This is a genomic window from Belnapia sp., assembly GCF_059504005.1.
The window spans coordinates 21,886-39,891 of record NZ_JCACHU010000042.1; the positions used below are offsets into that span (position 1 = coordinate 21,886).

The window sequence follows — 18,006 nt, forward strand, 5'->3', positions numbered from 1 at the left end:
CTCGTTTTGCGCGCGGTGGGCCAGACTCGGAGGCATGAAGCCCGATGCGGAACTCCGGCAGATTGCCGCGGTCGCACGGGCGGGCTCTGGCCGTTCACCGCTGTATCGCTGGCTTCGAGCCCGCCATGACGCCTTCGCCCAGTTGGTCGAGGAGACCCGGCCGAATTGGACGCGGCTGGCCGAAGGGTTTGGGGCGCTGGGACTGACCGGGTGGCGAGGCCGGCCGTTGACCGGCGCCATGGTGCAGCGGACCTGGTGGCGGGTGCGCCGGGACGTGGCGGCCCTGCGGCAGCGGCGCCAGCAGGGCCCGCGGCCTGCGCCCGCTGTCGTCGTTCTCGCGCCGCCGACCAGGTTGCCCACACCGGCTTCGGCCGACACGCATGACGCCGGAACCGGACAGGATGCGCTGGCGCGGCTGCGGGCGGAGATGGATGCGCGCAGCGGGAGGACGCGACATGGCTAGGAACAGCACCGCCCACGACGGCGACGATGCCCTCCCAACCAAGCCGGTTCTTGCCGTGGGTCTCGGTCGCGGCTTTGGCGGGAAGTCGACCGGCTTGGCCGAGCTCGTCTGGCGCGCCCGCAATGCCGGGCGCGAGGTCATCGTCGCCGATGGCGATCCTCGCAGCCGAACCTTGGCCAGCCTGTTTCCCGAGGCGATGCAGCCGAGCACTGAGGAGCTGGCGGACGTCAAGGCTTGGCTGACCGGCATCCTCAACCGGATGGTCAAGGAAGAGAGATCTGCGGTGCTTGACTTGGGTGGCGGCGATCGGGTGTTGCAGGAGTACGGGCGCGACCTGCGGCTCGTGGAATTCTGCACGCGCCGTGGCATCGAGCCGCTGGCGCTGTACTTCCTCGGGCCGGAGGACGAGGACCTGCGGCATGTCCTGTCCATTTGGGAGGCGGGCTACTTTCGGCCGCGGCGGACGCTGCTGGTGCTGAATGAGGGCGTGATCCGCGAGGGACGCACTGTGGCCGGCGCCTTCGGTCGCACGCTCGAGGATCCTGGCTTTCAGCGCATGGTCGCGGACGGCGCCATACCGATCCTGATGCACCGCCTGGCGTGCATGGACACGGTGCGGCGATGCGGGCTGGGGTTGTACGAAGCTGCCGCAGGCGAGGGCGAAATGCCGCTCGATCCGGTCGAACAGTTCATGGTGGAGGATTGGTTGGCCGATCTCGAGGGCAAGCGGCGGACGGCGGGTGCCGCCGCGTGGCTGCCATGATCGAGGCAACCGCGGCACCGAATATCGAGGCGGTACGAATTTGGTGTGACCGCGCTGGGATGCGTACGGACAGTCCGTTGCGGCTGGCGTTATTGGTGACGACGCAAGCGGCCATCGCAGCACGCGATGCGGCGGGGGGCGGACGAGGTCTTACGCCGGAGGGTGAGCACGAACTGGTTCAGCGGGTTGCAGAATCGGCTGCGCTCGGTGCCGAGCGAGAAATGCTGCGCCTGTCACGCCGGCTCAATCTGCAAATGGCCTTTGGGTTAGCCACCGCGGCTGTGCTGCTGCTGGCAATCGGTTACGCACTTGGATGCTGGCACGGTGGTGCGCAGCGAGACGTGGCCCGCAGTACAGCATTCTTGGCGCAGGTGGCCGAGCTGAACGACGTCACGCTGCTGCGTCAGTATTGCGAGAGAAATTACTTCAATGCAAATGGGCGCCGCGCTTGTACCTTGCCGTCGATCTGGATTGACGCAAGCTCTCGCTAACGCATGGGGTTCTCCAATCCTTCAGTAGTCGAACGCAGAACGATCAACTAAAAAGCAAGCTTTTTCACAACTCTCCATATTGCTTGTATGATGGACTTGGAACTCGTCGAAGCAGAGCAGGGCGGCATCGGCGCTGATGGAGTTGGCAAGCGGCGGGATCGGGTCGGCCTCGCCCGGGTTGCGCTGCTTCCAGGCATGGATCGTCCGGTGGCAGTCCTGCATGAACTGGTGGAAGTGGATGCGCCGCTTGCGGATGACGTCGGCGCAGTCGAAGAACAGGTCCATCAGCATGGACTTGCCCCGACCCACCTCGCCGACGAGGTAGAGGCCCTGCGGCGTCCCTTCCGGCGCCTCGGGCACCGGCTTGCGGCGGGTGAAGCGGGCGAAGAAGCCGGCCTCGGGCGGGGCCTCTGGGTGCGGGTCGTAGCCGCGGAGGCGGTGCCAGAGCTCCTGCAGCGTCTCGGCGGCCAGGGCCTGGGCGGTGTCCGGCTTCAGCAGCCCGGCCGCGACGCGGGCACGGTAAGCCAGCAGCGGGCCTTCCTTGGTACGGGGGGTGACGGGCGCATGCATCGCGCCCGGCGGATAACCCGGACCAGGCATGGTGGCTACCCCCCTTCCGGATGCCCCGGCGGCAGCGGGCGCCGGGCGGATCCCTTCACCGGCTCCCAGAAATACTCAAGCGGCGTCCGCTCCTCGCCGAGCAAAAAGGCCTCAATCGGCATGCCGGCCGCGAGCGAAGGTTGCGGCCCCGGACCCTCCGCCTCGGGCTCGAGCTCGACCCGGACGAGGAAGTAGGGAAGCTTGTCGGGGCCCATCCGCACATCTGGCGAGATGGCCAGGACCCGGCCGCGCAGCGGCGACGGCGAGGCCTGGCGCAACGCGGTCAGCCGGATCCGGGCCCGTTGGCCCGGCGCGACCTGATCGATGTCGGTCGGCTGGACATGCAGCTCCGCGACCAGCCGGTCGTGGACGGGCACGAGATCAAGAATGGCCTGGCCGGGCTGGATGCTCGCACCTGGGGTGAAGGCCTGGATACTGGTCACACGGCCGGCCTCGGGGGCGAGGACCTCGCGCCGCAGCAGCACATCCTGCGCGGCGCGCAGCTGCTGGCGGGCCGCGGCGAGGGCGGCCTCGGCGATCTGGATGCCGGCCGCGATGTCGGCCTGGCGCTGCAGGCGCAGCCCCTCGAGCTGCCGCTCGGCCTGCGCGATGCCTTCGCGCAGCCCTGCCTCCTGCGCCTGCGCCAGGCCGATCGCGGCGACAAGGCCTGCTTCCTGCTGCTGCAGGTTCAGCACCAGGAAGCGCGAGGCATAGCCCTGCGCCAGAAGCCTTGCATAGCCGGCAATCTGTTCATGCACCGCCATGACCTGCCGCCCGGCGCCCTCGCGCTGCGCGAGGACGCCGGCGACCTGCTCGCGCAGCTGTCCGATGGCACGCTCCTGCACCTCCACCTGCCCGTCAAAGGCAGCCCAGCGCGCCGCGAAAAGCGCCCGCTCGGCCTGGAGGAGGATGACAAGGGCAGGATCCCTCTCCGCTTCCAGCTCCGCCGGGAAGGCAAGATGGCGCTGCTCCGCCTGCTCGGCGGCGAAGCGTGCGAGGCGGACCCTGCCGCTCCAGGCGGCGGCGCGGAGCTGCGCGGCGGCGGCATCGGCCTGCGTGATGTCGAGCTGCGCCAGCGGCTCCCCCGCCCGCACGATGCTGCCCTCCTCGACCAGGAGTCGCTGGAGGATACCGGCTTCCTGCAGGTTCACCGTCTTCCGCCGGCCTTCCGGCACGAGCTGCCCCGGCGCGAGAACGGCCTGTTCCATCCGGCTCATCGTTGCCCAGCCGATGAGCGGGACGAGCGTCAGGCCGAGCGTCACCAGGGCCGCCCGCATCACCTGCGGGACTGTGGGGCCCGGGACGGCGGCCTCGAGCACGGCCGAGAGGCCCGGCGCCGCCGGCCCCGCTTCCGGGGAAACGGGCCGCTGCGGGACGGCGACCGGCTCCGGCGGTCGGAGCTCGTCGAGGCTCCACCCACCATCCTGCGCCAAGCGCAGGACGTAATGCGCCGCCTCGGCCCAGGCCTCCGGCTCGTGCGTCACGACGAGGACGACGCCGCCGGCGAGGCGGACCCGCTCAACCGCGGCGAGCAGCATGTGCCGCGCTGCGCCGTCGAGCCCTGCTTCCGGTTCGTCCAGCACCAGCAAGCACGGACCGCCCAGCAGGGCACGTGCGAGCGCGATAAGTCGCTGCTGCCCAGCGGCGAGGCTTCCGCAGGCGGTGCGGTAGCCCTGCGGCAGACGACCGATCATATCATGAATGCCGACATGCCGGGCCGCGTCCACGACCTCCGCCAGCGGCCTGCCTGGGCCACGGCCTATGTTGTCCTGCACGGTCGCATCCAGCAGCTGGATGTCCTGCGGCAGGTAGCCGACCTGGCTGCCAAGCTCCTCCCGGTCGCAAAAATGGGTGTTCTGGCCGGCAAGCAGAACCCGTCCTGTCGTCGGCCGGAGCAGGCCGAGGACCAGGCGGAGAAAGGTGCTCTTCCCGGCGCCGTTACGGCCCTGGACCAGGGCGACGCTGCCTGGCGGCAGATGCACGTCGATGCCTTCGAGAACCGGCGTCGCGCGGCCCTCGGGCCAGAAGCCGAGCTGTTCCACGACCAGGCCGGGACGAGCCGCCATATCCGCCAGATGCACTGGCGGCGGCGCATCCTGCCGCAGAACCTGCTGGAGCCGGCGCAAGGCCGAGATGCCTTTGTTCCAGCTCGCCCAGTATTGGACGACGCCGGCGAAGGGGGCGATCGCCTTGTAGCCACCGAAGAAGGCGCAGAGAACGAGGCCCATCGTACCCGTCCCGGCGAAGACGAGCGCGATGCCGTGCACCATCAGCCCAAGTACGAAGGCGCCGGTGACGAGGTGCTCGACCTCCTCGATCGCGTGATTGCGGACATGCGCCAGGTGGCTGGCCTCGAGCGTCCGGTCATAGCGGCGATACCATCGGAACAGGCCGGCGACCAGCTGGCCAAGCCCGCGCCCGGTATCGGCATGGGTGAAGTCGCCGGCGAGCTGGCCGGTGGCCTCGCCGAGCCTCGCCTCTGCGGCGGCGCTGGGCCTAGCCGTCGCCGCGCGGCGCAGCCAGCCGATGGCGAAGACTGATAGGATGCCCGCAACGCTAATCCAGCCGAAGCCCTCATCGACATAGAACAGGGCAATGACCGCCAACACCGCGCCAACGAGGTCCAATGCATCCGTCAGAGCGGGACCAGCCACGAATCGCTGTGCCGTGACGATGTCCTGCAAGGTAGCGGCGCCCGCCTGCATGTCCACCCGCACGGCGTTGCGAACGGAACTTTGCAGGGCCTCCGCCTGCAGCCTAAGGCCAAAGCGCTGCGCGCCGGCGCTCAGCATGGTCGCGCGCTGATGCAGGTAGATCTCGGAGAGGACGGTGACCCACACGAAGATGAAGGCCATGGCGAGATAGGTGTCGAGGTTCGACGCCGCCCGCATAGCATCCATCAGCGCCTTCACGATCAGCAGAAAGCCGAAATAGCCCAGCTGCCCGCAGAGGCTCAGCAGCAACACCGTTCCGATTGAGGCCGGCGTCACGCCGATGTCGCGCCAACGCAGCCAGGGCGCCGGCTTCGATGCGGTCGCGCTCATGCGAGGCGCCGCTCGCCCAGCACCGTGCGGGCCGGATGACGCTCCTGGCCGGCTGGCACCAGGGTGCCGGCTCGCAGGGCCAGCACTTGGTCCGCACACTGCAGCAACGCCGCACGGTGAGTCGTGAAGACCACCGAGCACTTCTCCCGTCGCAGCTGGCCGAGCAGATGCACCATCTCTGCTTCGCCCTCGGCGTCTAGGGACGCGGCGAATTCATCAAGCAGCAGCAGCTTCGGCCGGCCATACAAGGCTCGGGCGATGGCGATGCGATGCCGCTGCCCCATCGAGAACTGGTACTGGCCGCCGACGGGCGTCGCATAGCCGAGGGGCAACCCGGCTATGAGCTCATGTGCCCCCGCGCGTCGAGCGGCCTCCATCACGAGGTCCATTTCCGGCTGCTCCAGCCGGGCGATCGTCTCGGCGACCGTGCCGCGGGCCAGAAGCGGCTGCTGCGGGAGGAAGCCGACATGCCGGGCGAGGTCGCGCCGTGCCCAGTGGCAGGTCGCATGCCCGTCGAGGAACACTCCGCCCGCCGTCGGCTGGTGCAGGCCGAGCAGCAGGCGCAGCAGGGTGGACTTGCCGCTCCCAGAGCTGCCCAGGATGGCGACACAGCGGCCCGGATCCACCGTCAACTCGATGTTGCGCAGAAGCAGGGGCTGATGGCCGTGGAAGGCGAAGGAGAGACGCTGGACGGCCAGCCGCCCATGCGGGCAGGGGAAGGCTAGGCCATTCGGCCGCGGCTTGGTCGTCGCCGCCGCTAGGCGCCGCAGCCGCTGCCAGGCGGAGGTCGCCGCGGCAAAGGCCTCCATCGTTGTGCCCAAGGCGGCGAAGGGGCTGAAGACCTGCAGCACTAGAATCGACGCGCCGGAAATGAAGGCGGTCATGTAAGACCCCGTCAGCGTGATCGCAAACATGGTGAGCATGAAGGAGCCGCGGGATAGGCCAAGGACGAGCCCATTGACGAGCTTCAAGCGAGCAAGGCCTCGGTGCGCCAGCCAGATGGCGCCTGCCTTCTCACTGCTGACCGAGACCCAGTGGCCGGCCAGCCGCGGCAGCATGCCCATGGCGAGCACAGCCTCCCCGGCGCGCATGGTGTCGAGGGTCAGCTTGTAGGCGCTGCCGGCGCCGGCGCCCGTCAGCTCCTGCTCGGCCCGGGCCGCGCGGGCAAGGGCCAGGCTCAGCACGGCCATGACAAGGCAGAAGGCGATACAGACCGCGCCCAGCATCCAATGTATCGCCAGCGCCAGCGGGACCAGCATCGGCGTCATCGCAATCTTCACCAGCGTCCGGGCGGCGAAACCCGCAAGGGTCTCCCGCACCGTCTCCAGGTCCTCAAGGACCGCATGAAGCTTAGCCGAGCCCATTTCGGCATACTCCACGACACCCAGCAATGCAGGGACAGTGAGCTGGTCGGCGATGTGCCGGGACAGGTGTTCCACCGCGGCCGCCTGCATGATTCCTGCGACAGCGAGGCCGACATAGATGGCAACCCAGAGGTAGGTCGAGGACCACAGCATGTCCCAGGTGCCGAGTTCGGTCAGGCTCGAGATCATGTACATCTTGAGCAGGAGCATGGCGATGTTCAGCACGGTGACGATCAGGCCGAAGCCCGCCACCAGAAGGACCCATCGGCGCCCCATGTCGAGCACCCGCTCTACCCCCTTTGACAGGGACAGGTTGGCTGGGCCGGAAGGATATGTGTTCACGCTCATCGATGGCCCCTCTCCGCACGCCGGACCGCTGATGCTGACGAGGCGACGGCGGAGCGGAGACGGCGACGCTCCGACATGCGCGAAACCACGGAAGGAATGACAGCAGTGCGCGTCCCAGTCCGACGAGCGGCGCCGGACGTGCCGCCGTCACGCAGGACAAAGCAGGTCCAGCCTTCAGAAAGGCAATGCGGCCCAGATGGGCCGCTGCCTCTCGCCCAAGTCCCGCCCGCCCAGCCCTGTCATGCAGCCCATGCCCTTGCCGCGGCCGCGCCGCGCGCGGGAACGCACCCTGCCGAAGAGACTGGAGCCCGCCGGCGGGCGGGGCAATGCCCGCAACACCACGCGCTGCTGCTACAGGCCGCTTCCGAAGGCGACGGTGGCCAGGTAGATGCCGCGGAGCTGAAGCTGAAACTCGGCGAAGTCATGGGGTTCCGCACTCAAGGCGTTGAGGTTCCTGCGCGACGCCTCGAGTCGGCCGATGACCTCGCCATACTCTTTGCGCTGATGCGGGTCGCCCGGCTTCGCAAGGCCTGCGACCATGTCGGAGACTGCCTGCCAGAACACGCGGTGGCGGAACCATTCAGGCTTCAGCCTCTCGACCGGAATCACATGCTCCACCGCCATGCGGGGCTCATAGTACACGTTCTGCATGCCGATCTGCTCAAGCAGCGCCGTCTCGTCGTTGCTGAGCAGGGATGCCGCGCCCTTGCGCCCGAGCGAAATGTCGAAAGCGCCGAACTCTTCGAAGACGCTCCGGCGGAACGCCATGTTCGCGCCGACGATCCACTCGCCCCTGCGCAGGAAGCGCGCCCGGGCGCTCCAATCGATGCAGGAGAGGTAGCCGGAGAGCTGATTATCATACCATGCGGGCAGCGTCGGAAGCGTGTAGCGCGGCACGACCTTGCCGCCCAGAACACGGACGCCCGGCTGCTCTTCGAAGGTCTCGATGACCGTGCGGCACCAGTCGTCGGAGACGATGGCGTCGTCGTCGAGAAAGGCAACGATGTCGCCGGTGGTCCTGGCGATGCCGAAATTACGCGCGGCGGACAGCCCGACCGTCTCGCACACCTCCAGCCGCGCCCGCGGATGGCCGGGCAGGGTGACCGGCAGCCGCTTCGCCGCCGAGGTGTTCTCGACGACCAGCACCTCCGTCGCCGTGGCCGCGAAGCCCGAGGACGCAAGAAGCACCGCGAGCGTGTCGCTCAGCGCGTCATACCGATCGTAGGTGCAGATGACGACGCTGAGGCGCGGCGCCCCCACCTTAGCCGAGTCGGCTGACGGCGATTCGGCGGAAAGAGAAGGTGACGTCCCGGTCGGCCGGGCGGCTTTCCGTGGCGACTTCGAGGGCGAAATCAAAGCTTGCGTCATTGGGAGCCTCGGCAACGACTGTGGAGAAATGCAAACCGTCGGCGGACAGCCACGGCCAGGCCCGGCCATCGACCGAAAGCTGGAAGGACGCGGCGGCCTCGGAGCTGACGAAGTCGACGACTTCGACCTCAAAGCGGTACTGGAACCGCCGGTCGAGCAGGAGCTTGCCCTCGATCCGGCCCGAGGCGCCAACCCAGCGCTTGGCGCCCTTGTCGTCCGCCTCGGGCTCGAACACCCCGGGGAAATACACGTTCGGCATGCGGACGTCGTAGAGCCAGGCGGTAGGTGCCGGCCCACGGCTCGCCAGCGCCAGGGAGCGGGCCGCGAGGCTGTCGCTCAGGCTGGCAACCGCATCGAGTTGCGCCTCGCATTCCTGCATGCGCGCATCAATCGCCGAGAAGCGGGCATCGAGGACAGCAAAGAACTCGTCCTGAGAAGCCTGGAACAGGGTGTGCAACGTAGTCATCACGATGTGTTACAACTCCGCGAAATGGTCCCTCAAACAGCAATCTTAAGTGTCGGCTCTACGGCTACTGAAGCGTGCTCCGCACCGCCGATTAAGTGGTCTCGCAGCGCGACAAGCGCACCCGGCACCAGATCATCGAAATCATCGGCGTTGGTCGACAAAGCTTCCGGGCTGATCGCCTTCTCGATATGTCCTTTTTGCCAGTTTTCCTCATTGAGATGCTTGGCAAGGCCGAAAAGCACCGCGCGTACAAGGCGGCGGACATAGTGCCCTTCGGTAACACTCTCGATCAGCGGCCTCAGCGTCGCCTCACTGGCCATTGCTTTGGCAGCGTCGAACAGCTGGGCCTGGAAGCGGAGCAGACCCTCATAGCCCATGTTGACAAAAAGCTGCTGGGTTTCCGGGTAGAAGCAGGCGGCGCGCCCTTCGAGCCAACGGTCCCGCACGTCGGACGCGCTGCGCAGCAGCACCGGCTCCACGCCGCAGGCCGCGCGCACTCCGGCGAAGAGACCGGCCGAAGACGTGGCACCCTTGTCCTTCGCCTTGCCCTTGCCGGAGGCGTCAGCCTTGGAGTCCGTCTTCGTCTTTGCGTCGGACAAGCGGTCGAGCCCAAGGCGGCCGGCGAGGTTGCCGAACTCGGCGACGATGGCGGCGTTCACGACGCGTCCGTCGCTCGTTCGGCGGGCGATGTCACGCACCCAAGCCGGCTGGCACTCCCGCACCAAGCCGGCGAAGTCCTTTGGACGGACTTGCTGCTGCTCGGCACCGACATAACGGATGAACTGGCGGTAGGCGTCCGGCAGGACCGGGTAGTCGTCCGCCAGCTCGATCAGGACCGAGAGGTGGCGGCCACCGAAAGTGAAGCCGAAGACCGGCGCCTCGTAGAACCAGGGCGAGCCATGCTGCACCTCGTACATCTCGTTGCGCCAAACGATGGCAACGAGGCTTGAGGAGGTCTGCAATGCGCCCTCGCTCGAGACATTCTCAAGCGCCCGGACTGCGTGCTGGGGGTCGTGCAGGTAGTGCAGCGTGATGCCGTTGCTGGCCTGCACAGCCTCGTAGCCCGCGAAGGCGGTGAGCGCCCGGCGCTTCAGCGGCTCGAAAGTCCGTGGCTCCGCAAACCAATGCAGCCCCGGCTCAATAACCAGCGCGACGTCTGCGGGGATGTCAAAATACCGATGGTAAAGCGCCTGCGGCAGCCAATACGCCCGCGACTGCGGCTCGCCACCATAGGGATCCACCGTGGTGTCTTGCGCGGCGTCCTGGCCGAACAGCACGACCTCGGTCCAGTCATGGTCGGTCGGCACCCCGGATTCGGTTGCCTCGACGGTGACGTCCGCGACGTCGACAAGACGCTCCGCACCAGGACGGTAAGCGCGGCCGGGAGAAGGCCGCAGCAGGCGCCCGTAGACGCCGTCGCGCTTGCCGAGGATGACCTCGCTGACGCGGCCGCCGGTGCAGGACCGGTAGCGCACGCCGTGGTGGTTGGACGGCAGCGATGCCACCTTGGCCCCCATCCCGAAGTTCCGGTCGAGACCCTTCACCTTGCCGATGGAGGAGGCGAGGTCGCACATGCGGTACAGCGCGTCGGCATCCATGCCAGGGCCGGTGTTCCAGATGCGTAGCTTGCGCACGCCGTCGATCTCGACAGCGCCAATCCGCACCTGACTGACGTCGGGGGCCTGGCTGGCCGCCTCGAGGGCGTTCTGCACCAGCTCCCGAAGCATCATAATCTTTGGGCAGCGATCAATGAGGCTGGAGACGAGGAAGGCCTCGTCATCTACGCCAAGACCCGTGACTTTAGACATGTGGATCCCCGAAGTCCTTTCGCAATCGCTTTTTAGCGTTGATAAAATCATAAAAAAATAAATTGGAACATGCCTTGTAACCAAGCGCCTTTTCTCACCAAGAGTATTCTCACGGTTTTTTTGATTCCCTAAGCAAGTCTCGCAACTTGCTGACACCGAGAGAAAAACCTACGTCTTTAAAAAATTCTCTGCGTATTTTTCGACCATGGGTAGGCTGATTTACGATCAAAGATATGTACCATAAGTTATTATGTCTGATAACGAATCAACCTGCGTGATTGAGCGTCTGCTACACAATGCGTCAATGCTTATCAGAGTGTGGCACAAACCGCGACGATATGCTACTTAAGCGCGATAGCCGCACGAGATTGACAGAAAATTTCCCGACTAGCAACAACAATTAAATGCAAAGGCTCGTACCCGAGGAGTAGTTATGACTAGTGTTGGAGATAAATACCTGAAAAAACCAAGAAGAGCACAGAAGGCGCTTATAGTAGGCGCCTGTTGTTCGTATGATGTTTCAGAGGTGTTGCTTCCGGCTGACAAACAACGACGTTATTGGTGGCGGAACAATACCATCAGCATGATGTCCGCTGAGCGAGGCGATTCGACGCTACTCAGCGCATGCAATTTGCAACCGGACGAGCTTAATACAGTCAGGCGTGATCTAGAAAAAAACTTTCCGTTTGAAGACGATTTTCAGTGGGCTGATGTTGTTCTGGTAGATTTTTTCCGGGATACATACGACATCTTAAAGCTAACCGGCGGGTCTTATGTTACACGCGGGCCCGAGTTCGAGCGTTACCCTTTGCAGAGTATCTTGCCGGTGGAGGAGCATATAAAGTTTGGCACGCCGAAATATTTAGATTTATGGCTAAGTGCGATCCAACACTTCACATTTCGGGTTTCAAAGCAAGACACTCAAATAATCCTCGTTAACCCTTTTATGTCACCAGTACAAGAAGAGAAGGGAAAATTCAAAGTCTCTGAGGCGCTTAATCACTATGAAGTTATCAGAAAGAATTTCTTTTTCTACCATATGAGCAGAATAGTTGTTGGATTAATTCCCGGCATTATATCTCTCCATTTTAAGCCTTGGTCAATTGGTAGTTGGAAGGAGCATCCTTGGGGGGAGGCGCCAATCCATTATGCCCGACAACGGTACGAAGACATGCTAGAGACGCTTGACACTGACATTGCCGACGCAGAACTGCGATCTAACCTAGTCCCTCTGCGGGAACTAGCCAAGAAACGTGGTGAGATAAGCGTAAATGCCTTGAAACGGTATGTCGATTCTAATCTCTAGTAAGAGAATTATTATGGCCTTGCGAACCCGTCCCTGTACCAACTCCAAGCTTTCCGCTAGCCTCGGCCATACCGAATCAAATTGCAGCACACCGTACGCCTTAAGCCGTAGGCACAAAGCAGTCCCGCGCTCATCAAAAAGCTCTTCACTTAAACGTGAAGGCGTGGTACTATTTCCGCCACCATAAAATTTCGAGAGTGGCGGCCCCTACATGAGAATTATTTATCGTCCTCAGTCCATTTCTTTGCCTAGTGGAATTCGTCGAGAGGCAAAAAGACGCGTCGAGCAGCGACCTGTCAATTTCGACGAACTTTTTGATTCAGAAATTTTCCTTTATGACACATTTGTCCAAAACAAAAATCTCTATTTGATTGGGCCTCCATTATTCAACGTCACCACATTCGTTGACTGGAATGAAAGTCTTGGAAAAGCCTCTTTGGTCTCAAATGCAGTAGGTCATCTTGACAAATGTTTGCGTGTAGTCGCATGCGATTGGTTTGAATCTGAGTTGGCATTTCCGAAGCTTGGTCTTAAGATAAGCACAAAAGAGCCGTCTGACTTCAGCCATATTTTTCGTAATGAGAGAGTTCTTTTCGCTATCTCCAAAGATAATAATATCGATTGGATCCGGGATTGGGCATGCTTTCACCTTCATACTCATGGGGCTTCTGGCTTACTGATTTATGATAATGGGTCGAGTAAGTACTCAGTACAGGAACTCCTTGCCGGATTAGCTGATTTGCCATTCCGTGCAGTAGTCGTTGTTGCGTGGCCATTCAAGTTTGGTCCGCAGGGAGGAGGGGGTCTGCAGGCGCCCTGGGACTCTAATTTTTGCCAACATGGTGCATTCGAGCATGCACGTTGGCGATTCCTCTCTGACGCCGCTTCGGCTTTGAATAGCGACATCGACGAGCTCGTATTAAATCCATGCGAAAAGTCAGTTTTTGAAGCTGCAGAAGCTGGCACCGGGCTGATAAGCTATCGCGGGCGCTGGATTTTGCCTTTGGCAAAATCATTCGACGTGGCGCCTTCAGTGGAGGAGCGACGGCACCGCGACTTTTCCTTTTATGAACGCGATCGCAGTAAGAGTGTTGTGTCAACAACAAAATATTGTTTCGTGCCATCTCGACTGGACTTGTCGGTCCAATGCGCTAATCACAACGTGGTCGACGTTAAAGGGCACACGCGTGCATACGATCGAACAGATCAAGCTGAAGCGGAGTTTTATTTTGCGCATTTTCGTGCAATTAACACCAACTGGCATTGGACGCGGGATGTAATCCGAAATGTTGACGCTAGTGCTCTTGAGTTTGACGCTCTATTAGTTCGACGGTTTAATGAAATTCATTGGCCGGCGCCGTTTGCAAAAGTTAAACGAAGTTAAGTGACATGGCTGAGTAAGGTGCGCTCACGTCGCCAAAGGCACCGCCTAGCTCATGCGGCGCAGATGCACTCCATAAAACTCAAAGGTTGTTGCAGAAAAAACTAGGAAATTTATATGTCCTTAAGCAGCACCAGTCTAAATCGATCTGCTCTTATCATCTCCCCCTTCGCCACTTGGCCGCTTGATGCCGGCCACCGCCGGCGCACCCTGCAGATGACGCGCCTGCTGAAGCAGGCCGGCTACCACATCACGTTCCTCCTCGTCGCCTTCGAGGACCATTGGTACTGGCGGCATGACGAGGAGACCTGCGACATCCTCCGCAGTCAGTGGGACGAGGTGCATGTCGTCTACGGCCATCGCGGCGTCGGCACTCCACCGAAAAACGGTGTTCACCATCACCTCGACGAATGGTGGGACTCTGATCTGGAGGCGATGCTGCGCAACGTCTCCGGCCGCCGCGTCTTCGACGTCGCGGTCGTCCACAATGTGTGGCTCAGCAAGGCCTTCGACTTCCTGCCCCGCCGCACCGTCCGCGTGCTAGAGACGCACGACATCTTCTGGAAGCGCCCGGAGGCTTTCCGCCGCATCGGCCAGGCCCCGGAGTTCTTCATCTGCAACCAGCCGGATGAGGTCTTCGGCATCCGCCGCGCGGACATCGTCGTGGCGATTCAGCAGAAGGAAGGCGTCGAGCTGCTGAACGCCACTGGCTCCGAGGTAGTCACCGTCCCCTTCTATGACCCAACCCTGGAGGCCGAGGCACCGCGCCTCCGCCGGCGCGACTACCTGTCGCCCGACAAGGTCTCGTTCGGCTTCCTCGCCAGCGCGAACAGCTTCAACATCACCGGCCTGCAGGCCCTGGTGCAGGCGCTGGAGCGCCGCATCGGCGAGACCTTCGCGCCAGTCGAACTCGTCATCGGCGGCCGCGTCGGCGAGCATGTGAAGTCCACCCTCGCCATGAAGAAGCTCGGCTTCGTGCCGACCGAGGCGGAATTCTACGATAAGGTCGACTACGCCATCGCGCCGGTCTTTGACGGCACCGGCTTCAAGATCAAGACCGCCGACGCGCTCGCGCTCGAGATGCCCTCGCTATTCAGCACGCATTCGGCCGAAGGCACGGTGCTGGACGAGGCGGTACAGCTCACCTCCCCTGCCGCCATGGCCGAGGCGATGATTGAACTGAGCCTCCGGCGGCCGCCCATCTCCGGCAACCGCATCCACATTACCCGTGCCCGGCTTGCGCTCGGCGCCAGCACTGCGGCCGGAGCGGACCGATTCATCAAGAGCATCGCCCGGCGGGCCGAGCCCCTGGTCATTGACCTGTCGACTGCCCACCCGGTGTCGGACTCGCTGGTCCTGCAAAGCTTTCTGAGCCAGATCCGTATTTTCTCGGAGCGCCGGCCGGTGACGCTTCTGCTGTCGGCGGAGACGATGCGGGTCATCGCCCGGGTGCTGCCGCCAGGCGTCGACGCCGTCACGGAGGCTGCCTTCATCGATGCCTTGGGCCGGCCGCTACGCCCTCGCCTGACCCTGCTCGACGTGCTGGGACGGTCCTCGTCGATCGCGGCCTTGCTTCATGGTGACGACCATGTGGTCTGGGACCAGCGCTGGGCAGGCTATGGTTCCGACAAGCCGGGCGGCGTCCTTGGCATGTTGCCGGTCTTCCATTCCAACCTGTTGTGGGAGCCTTCGCCGATGGCGTTGCGCCGCGCCATCCCCAAGGCCTCGCTTGCCCGCTTCCTTGAGGCAGGGTCGCTGAAGCGCCTCGTGTTCATCGAAGGTGATCTCGGCGACCTGACGCGGGACGGGGGCAAGAGCGTTTGGCCCGGTACTATCCATGTTCGCGTGGACGACTGGATGAGCCTGCAGAATGCAATCATGAGCCTGGGCCTGCGCAAGCCCGGGGAAGTGTTATGGCTCGCTCCAGCCCACGGCGTCGCCTTTCGCGCCGCGATCGATGCCTGTGCGCTACACCGCATTCCCTTTTCGGGGCTGGTGGACGAGGCCTGGTTTCGCGCCGGCCCGCTCCCGCACCACCTCGTCCAAGAGAATGACCGGCGAGTGGCCGACATTTTCGAGGAAGGCCTGCGGCGCCACTCGGCTAAGCTCCTTGCTGCTGCTTGAGGATGCGGCCATTAGCCCGCGCCGCATTCCGGCGACGCGGGTCAGGGTCAACCCCCCGGCTCGAAATGAATCCAGTCACGGATCGCCTCATAAACCCGTTGCCCGAGGTCTGGGTCCCGCTTGGCGATCTGGAACAGGCCTTCGATCAGATGGCCGTTGAACAGGAAATCGTATTCTCTGCTATGCTTGTACTTACCGACGGCATGCAGGTAGAGCACCGGCTTCCCGCTGGCCAGCACCTTGCCATCATCCTGCACTGTTGCCTTGAACCAGGGCAGGTCGCGCGAGGCTACCGTATCGGAGCTGATGTCGACCAGTTCGTACATCGGCACCACCTGGATTGACAGGTGGTCGGCCGCATAGTTCAGCAGCGGCTGATCGACGACGCCAAGCCGCCGCACCTTGTGAAAATGCGGCAGGTTCTTACGGATCGTTTCAGAGATCGCCTCGAAATTCATGCGGTCGGTCCGCTTGAACAGGAAGCTGCTGGAGAAGCCATGGGTGCGCTTGAGCAAGGCAACCGCCTCGGTCACGTCCTCGTAGATCCAGCCGGCCGATACCGAAGCGAAGCTTAGGTCGAATTCCTCTTCAGCTGCTTCCCGCAAGATGCTGCTGATATCCGACGTAATGATAGTGTCTGTGTCGATGTAGACGATCGGCTCCGGCCTGTCGAAAATCCAGAGCTTGCGAATCTTGCCAAGCATGTAAGGGTAGGGTTGCTGCGGCGGATTTTTGTCGAAGATCTCCCGGCCAAAGCGGTCATAGCGTGACAGGTCATCTTCGACCCATTGGCAACCATACTGGTCCCCGATAGCGCGACAGAGCGCGCTGTCGTCGTCGAAAGGGATAATTCTGACCTGTTGGTCTGGGGAATACCGTCGCAGCGATACCAGGAAGCGCAGTAGCTCGGGTGCGATTGGGTCGTTGGCGACTACGGCAATCACAGGTGACTTGGCTGGGCCAGGCATGCACGCTTCTTCCCCGAAGATATCCTGACAAGGTCCTGACGTTCCCAGCCCAGCCTACACTAGATCGCAGCAGTGGGATTGACACGTTGAGAACGGGTTGGGCTGACCTTGTTCAAGCACAAGGGACCGCGGCACCGATGTCAATCTGCAACTCGCTTCAGCTAGCGGAAGCCGCTTCAGGGTACTGACTGCCCGAGTTTTTCACGCTACTCGCCAAGGACGCGCGCTGCCTCAGCGACAGACACAAATATGTGATACAACGTACTGGCTGGTATTGGGCCTGGTATCGGACGCAGTGCCGGGTCAAGTTGATCCACCCAGCCTGCTGCGATCGGCTGGCGTAGATAGTGCTGGTCGAGCGCCGCCAACGCGAAACGGGCCGCCGTCACGGCACTAGACCGCCCGAGTTCGGCCTCTGCCAGCCAAGCCTTTGCCAGTTCGGTTTGCAACCAGGTCCGGCGCGTCGCACGATGTACGCCGCCGTCGCGCAGCACCTCGTCCACCAGCAGCCCTGTTTCGGGATCCGCCCAGCGAAGTGCGGTGGCGAGAAGCTCGCTTGCCATGCTGCTCGAAGGCAATCCGGCTAGCGCCTCATGCCGCCGCAGCAGCCACACCCATTCGGCATGATGCCCGGGCTCGAGGATCGCCCCAGCCAGGCCGGGCGCCGGTGTCCAGCTGTCGGTGAAGTACTCGCCAAGGCTGCGCGTTGGTGCATCGTATAACCGCGCCTCGAACAGGGCGCGGTGCCGCGCCGCTCGCTCCGCCCCGCTTGGGAACCCTATCTCCATCAACGCCAGCATCGCCTCGAACCAGTGCATCTGCGGGTTCTGCCGGCGCGGCAGGCTGGTCGGCACACCTTCGAGCAAGCTACCATCCGGGGCCGTCATTTCCGCATCGACGAAGTCGAGCACCTCCTCCAACACCTGCTGCACCCGCGCCGCACCGCTGGCCTGCAACAGCCAGGCGCAGGCCAGCACAATGAACGCGTGATCATAGGCATCCCGCAGCGGGTTTGCGACCATTCCATCCGGCAGGAAGGTATGGATGAAGCCACGCCTGCCATCCGGCGCTTGCGCGACCGCGACCATGCGGTCGAAGGCGCGCAACGCCAACGCCGTTCCGTCCGGGTGCCAGCCAAGCACCGCAGCATGCGCAAAGACATAGATTTGGCGTGCCTGCACGAAAACCCGCCGTGTCGCTGCCAGATCGGGTGAGCCATTCGGCAGCAGCCTCTCCTGAAACAAGCCGCTCCTCGCATCAAGGCCCGGCCCTGCCCAGTAAGGCAACGCCACATCGTTGAGCCATAGGCGGAGCTTGCGTTCAGGGGTCACACAGCATCTCCGGCACACAGAAGGGGGATCATCCATCTGGAGTTGCAGGATACAGACAGCTCTCGAGAGCCTCAATCGAAGCGTGTTTCAAGCCAACATGCGGGTTGGCACAGGCCCGATTGCACGCTGTAGCCCGGCCGCCACGGCATCTTCCGAATAAGTCTTCCGCGCGAAACTAAGA

Annotated in this window: 14 protein-coding genes; 6 read left to right on the forward strand and 8 right to left on the reverse strand. The window is 63.2% G+C overall.

Annotation, left to right across the window (positions count from 1 at the left end; genetic code table 11):
• Positions 1-34 precede the first annotated feature (34 nt).
• Genes AC5JJ1_RS05945 through AC5JJ1_RS05955 form a run of 3 tightly spaced genes read left to right on the forward strand, consistent with a single transcriptional unit; the run spans position 35 to position 1,717 of the window.
• The gene (locus tag AC5JJ1_RS05945) at positions 35-463 is read left to right on the forward strand and encodes a hypothetical protein (RefSeq protein ID WP_495784184.1); all 429 of its coding nucleotides are present in this window, start codon (positions 35-37) and stop codon (positions 461-463) included.
• Positions 456-1,226 carry a hypothetical protein gene (locus AC5JJ1_RS05950; protein ID WP_495784185.1) on the forward strand — a complete coding sequence of 257 codons (771 nt, stop codon included), beginning with the start codon at positions 456-458 and terminating at the stop codon, positions 1,224-1,226. Before AC5JJ1_RS05945 ends, AC5JJ1_RS05950 begins: the two co-directional genes overlap by 8 nt.
• Positions 1,223-1,717: a hypothetical protein gene (locus tag AC5JJ1_RS05955; protein WP_495784186.1), complete on the forward strand. Its 495-nt coding sequence runs from the start codon at positions 1,223-1,225 to the stop codon at positions 1,715-1,717. The genes AC5JJ1_RS05950 and AC5JJ1_RS05955 overlap by 4 nt, the downstream gene beginning before the upstream one ends.
• Before the next feature lie 21 nt (positions 1,718-1,738).
• On the opposite strand, the gene zapE is transcribed toward AC5JJ1_RS05955, so the two are convergent.
• The 6 genes from zapE to AC5JJ1_RS05985 all read right to left on the reverse strand — a co-directional run bounded on the left by zapE (position 1,739) and on the right by AC5JJ1_RS05985 (position 10,715).
• The gene (zapE, locus tag AC5JJ1_RS05960) at positions 1,739-2,317 is read right to left on the reverse strand and encodes an AFG1/ZapE family ATPase (protein WP_495784187.1); all 579 of its coding nucleotides are present in this window, start codon (positions 2,315-2,317) and stop codon (positions 1,739-1,741) included.
• Positions 2,318-2,322: 5 nt separating this feature from the next.
• Entirely contained in the window at positions 2,323-5,361 is a 3,039-nt protein-coding gene (locus AC5JJ1_RS05965) for an HlyD family type I secretion periplasmic adaptor subunit (protein ID WP_495784188.1), read from the reverse strand.
• The gene (locus tag AC5JJ1_RS05970; RefSeq protein ID WP_495784189.1) at positions 5,358-7,073 is read right to left on the reverse strand and encodes an ATP-binding cassette domain-containing protein; all 1,716 of its coding nucleotides are present in this window, start codon (positions 7,071-7,073) and stop codon (positions 5,358-5,360) included. Before AC5JJ1_RS05970 ends, AC5JJ1_RS05965 begins: the two co-directional genes overlap by 4 nt.
• 351 nt (positions 7,074-7,424) lie before the next feature.
• A complete protein-coding gene (locus tag AC5JJ1_RS05975) occupies positions 7,425-8,333 on the reverse strand; it encodes a glycosyltransferase family 2 protein (protein ID WP_495784190.1) in 909 nt (302 codons plus the stop codon).
• Between the two features lies 1 nt (position 8,334).
• Positions 8,335-8,898 carry a hypothetical protein gene (locus AC5JJ1_RS05980; protein WP_495784191.1) on the reverse strand — a complete coding sequence of 188 codons (564 nt, stop codon included), beginning with the start codon at positions 8,896-8,898 and terminating at the stop codon, positions 8,335-8,337.
• A gap of 41 nt (positions 8,899-8,939) precedes the next feature.
• Positions 8,940-10,715: an ATP-binding protein gene (locus AC5JJ1_RS05985; protein WP_495784192.1), complete on the reverse strand. Its 1,776-nt coding sequence runs from the start codon at positions 10,713-10,715 to the stop codon at positions 8,940-8,942.
• A gap of 433 nt (positions 10,716-11,148) precedes the next feature.
• Here AC5JJ1_RS05985 and AC5JJ1_RS05990 point away from each other — a divergent pair, with 433 nt between their 5' ends.
• The 3 genes from AC5JJ1_RS05990 (at position 11,149) to AC5JJ1_RS06000 (ending at position 15,526) form a co-directional block, all read left to right on the forward strand.
• Entirely contained in the window at positions 11,149-12,021 is an 873-nt protein-coding gene (locus AC5JJ1_RS05990; protein WP_495784193.1) for a DUF6270 domain-containing protein, read from the forward strand.
• 211 nt (positions 12,022-12,232) lie between these two features.
• Positions 12,233-13,405 (forward strand): hypothetical protein, encoded by a 1,173-nt coding sequence (locus AC5JJ1_RS05995; RefSeq protein WP_495784194.1) that lies wholly within the window; start codon positions 12,233-12,235, stop codon positions 13,403-13,405.
• A gap of 213 nt (positions 13,406-13,618) precedes the next feature.
• Positions 13,619-15,526 carry a glycosyltransferase gene (locus AC5JJ1_RS06000; protein ID WP_495784195.1) on the forward strand — a complete coding sequence of 636 codons (1,908 nt, stop codon included), beginning with the start codon at positions 13,619-13,621 and terminating at the stop codon, positions 15,524-15,526.
• Positions 15,527-15,573: 47 nt separating this feature from the next.
• Here the strand turns inward: AC5JJ1_RS06000 and AC5JJ1_RS06005 are convergent, their stop codons facing one another.
• A complete protein-coding gene (locus AC5JJ1_RS06005) occupies positions 15,574-16,494 on the reverse strand; it encodes a hypothetical protein (protein ID WP_495784196.1) in 921 nt (306 codons plus the stop codon).
• Between the two features lie 206 nt (positions 16,495-16,700).
• Positions 16,701-17,825: an AGE family epimerase/isomerase gene (locus AC5JJ1_RS06010; protein ID WP_495784197.1), complete on the reverse strand. Its 1,125-nt coding sequence runs from the start codon at positions 17,823-17,825 to the stop codon at positions 16,701-16,703.
• Between the last annotated feature and the right edge of the window lie 181 nt (positions 17,826-18,006).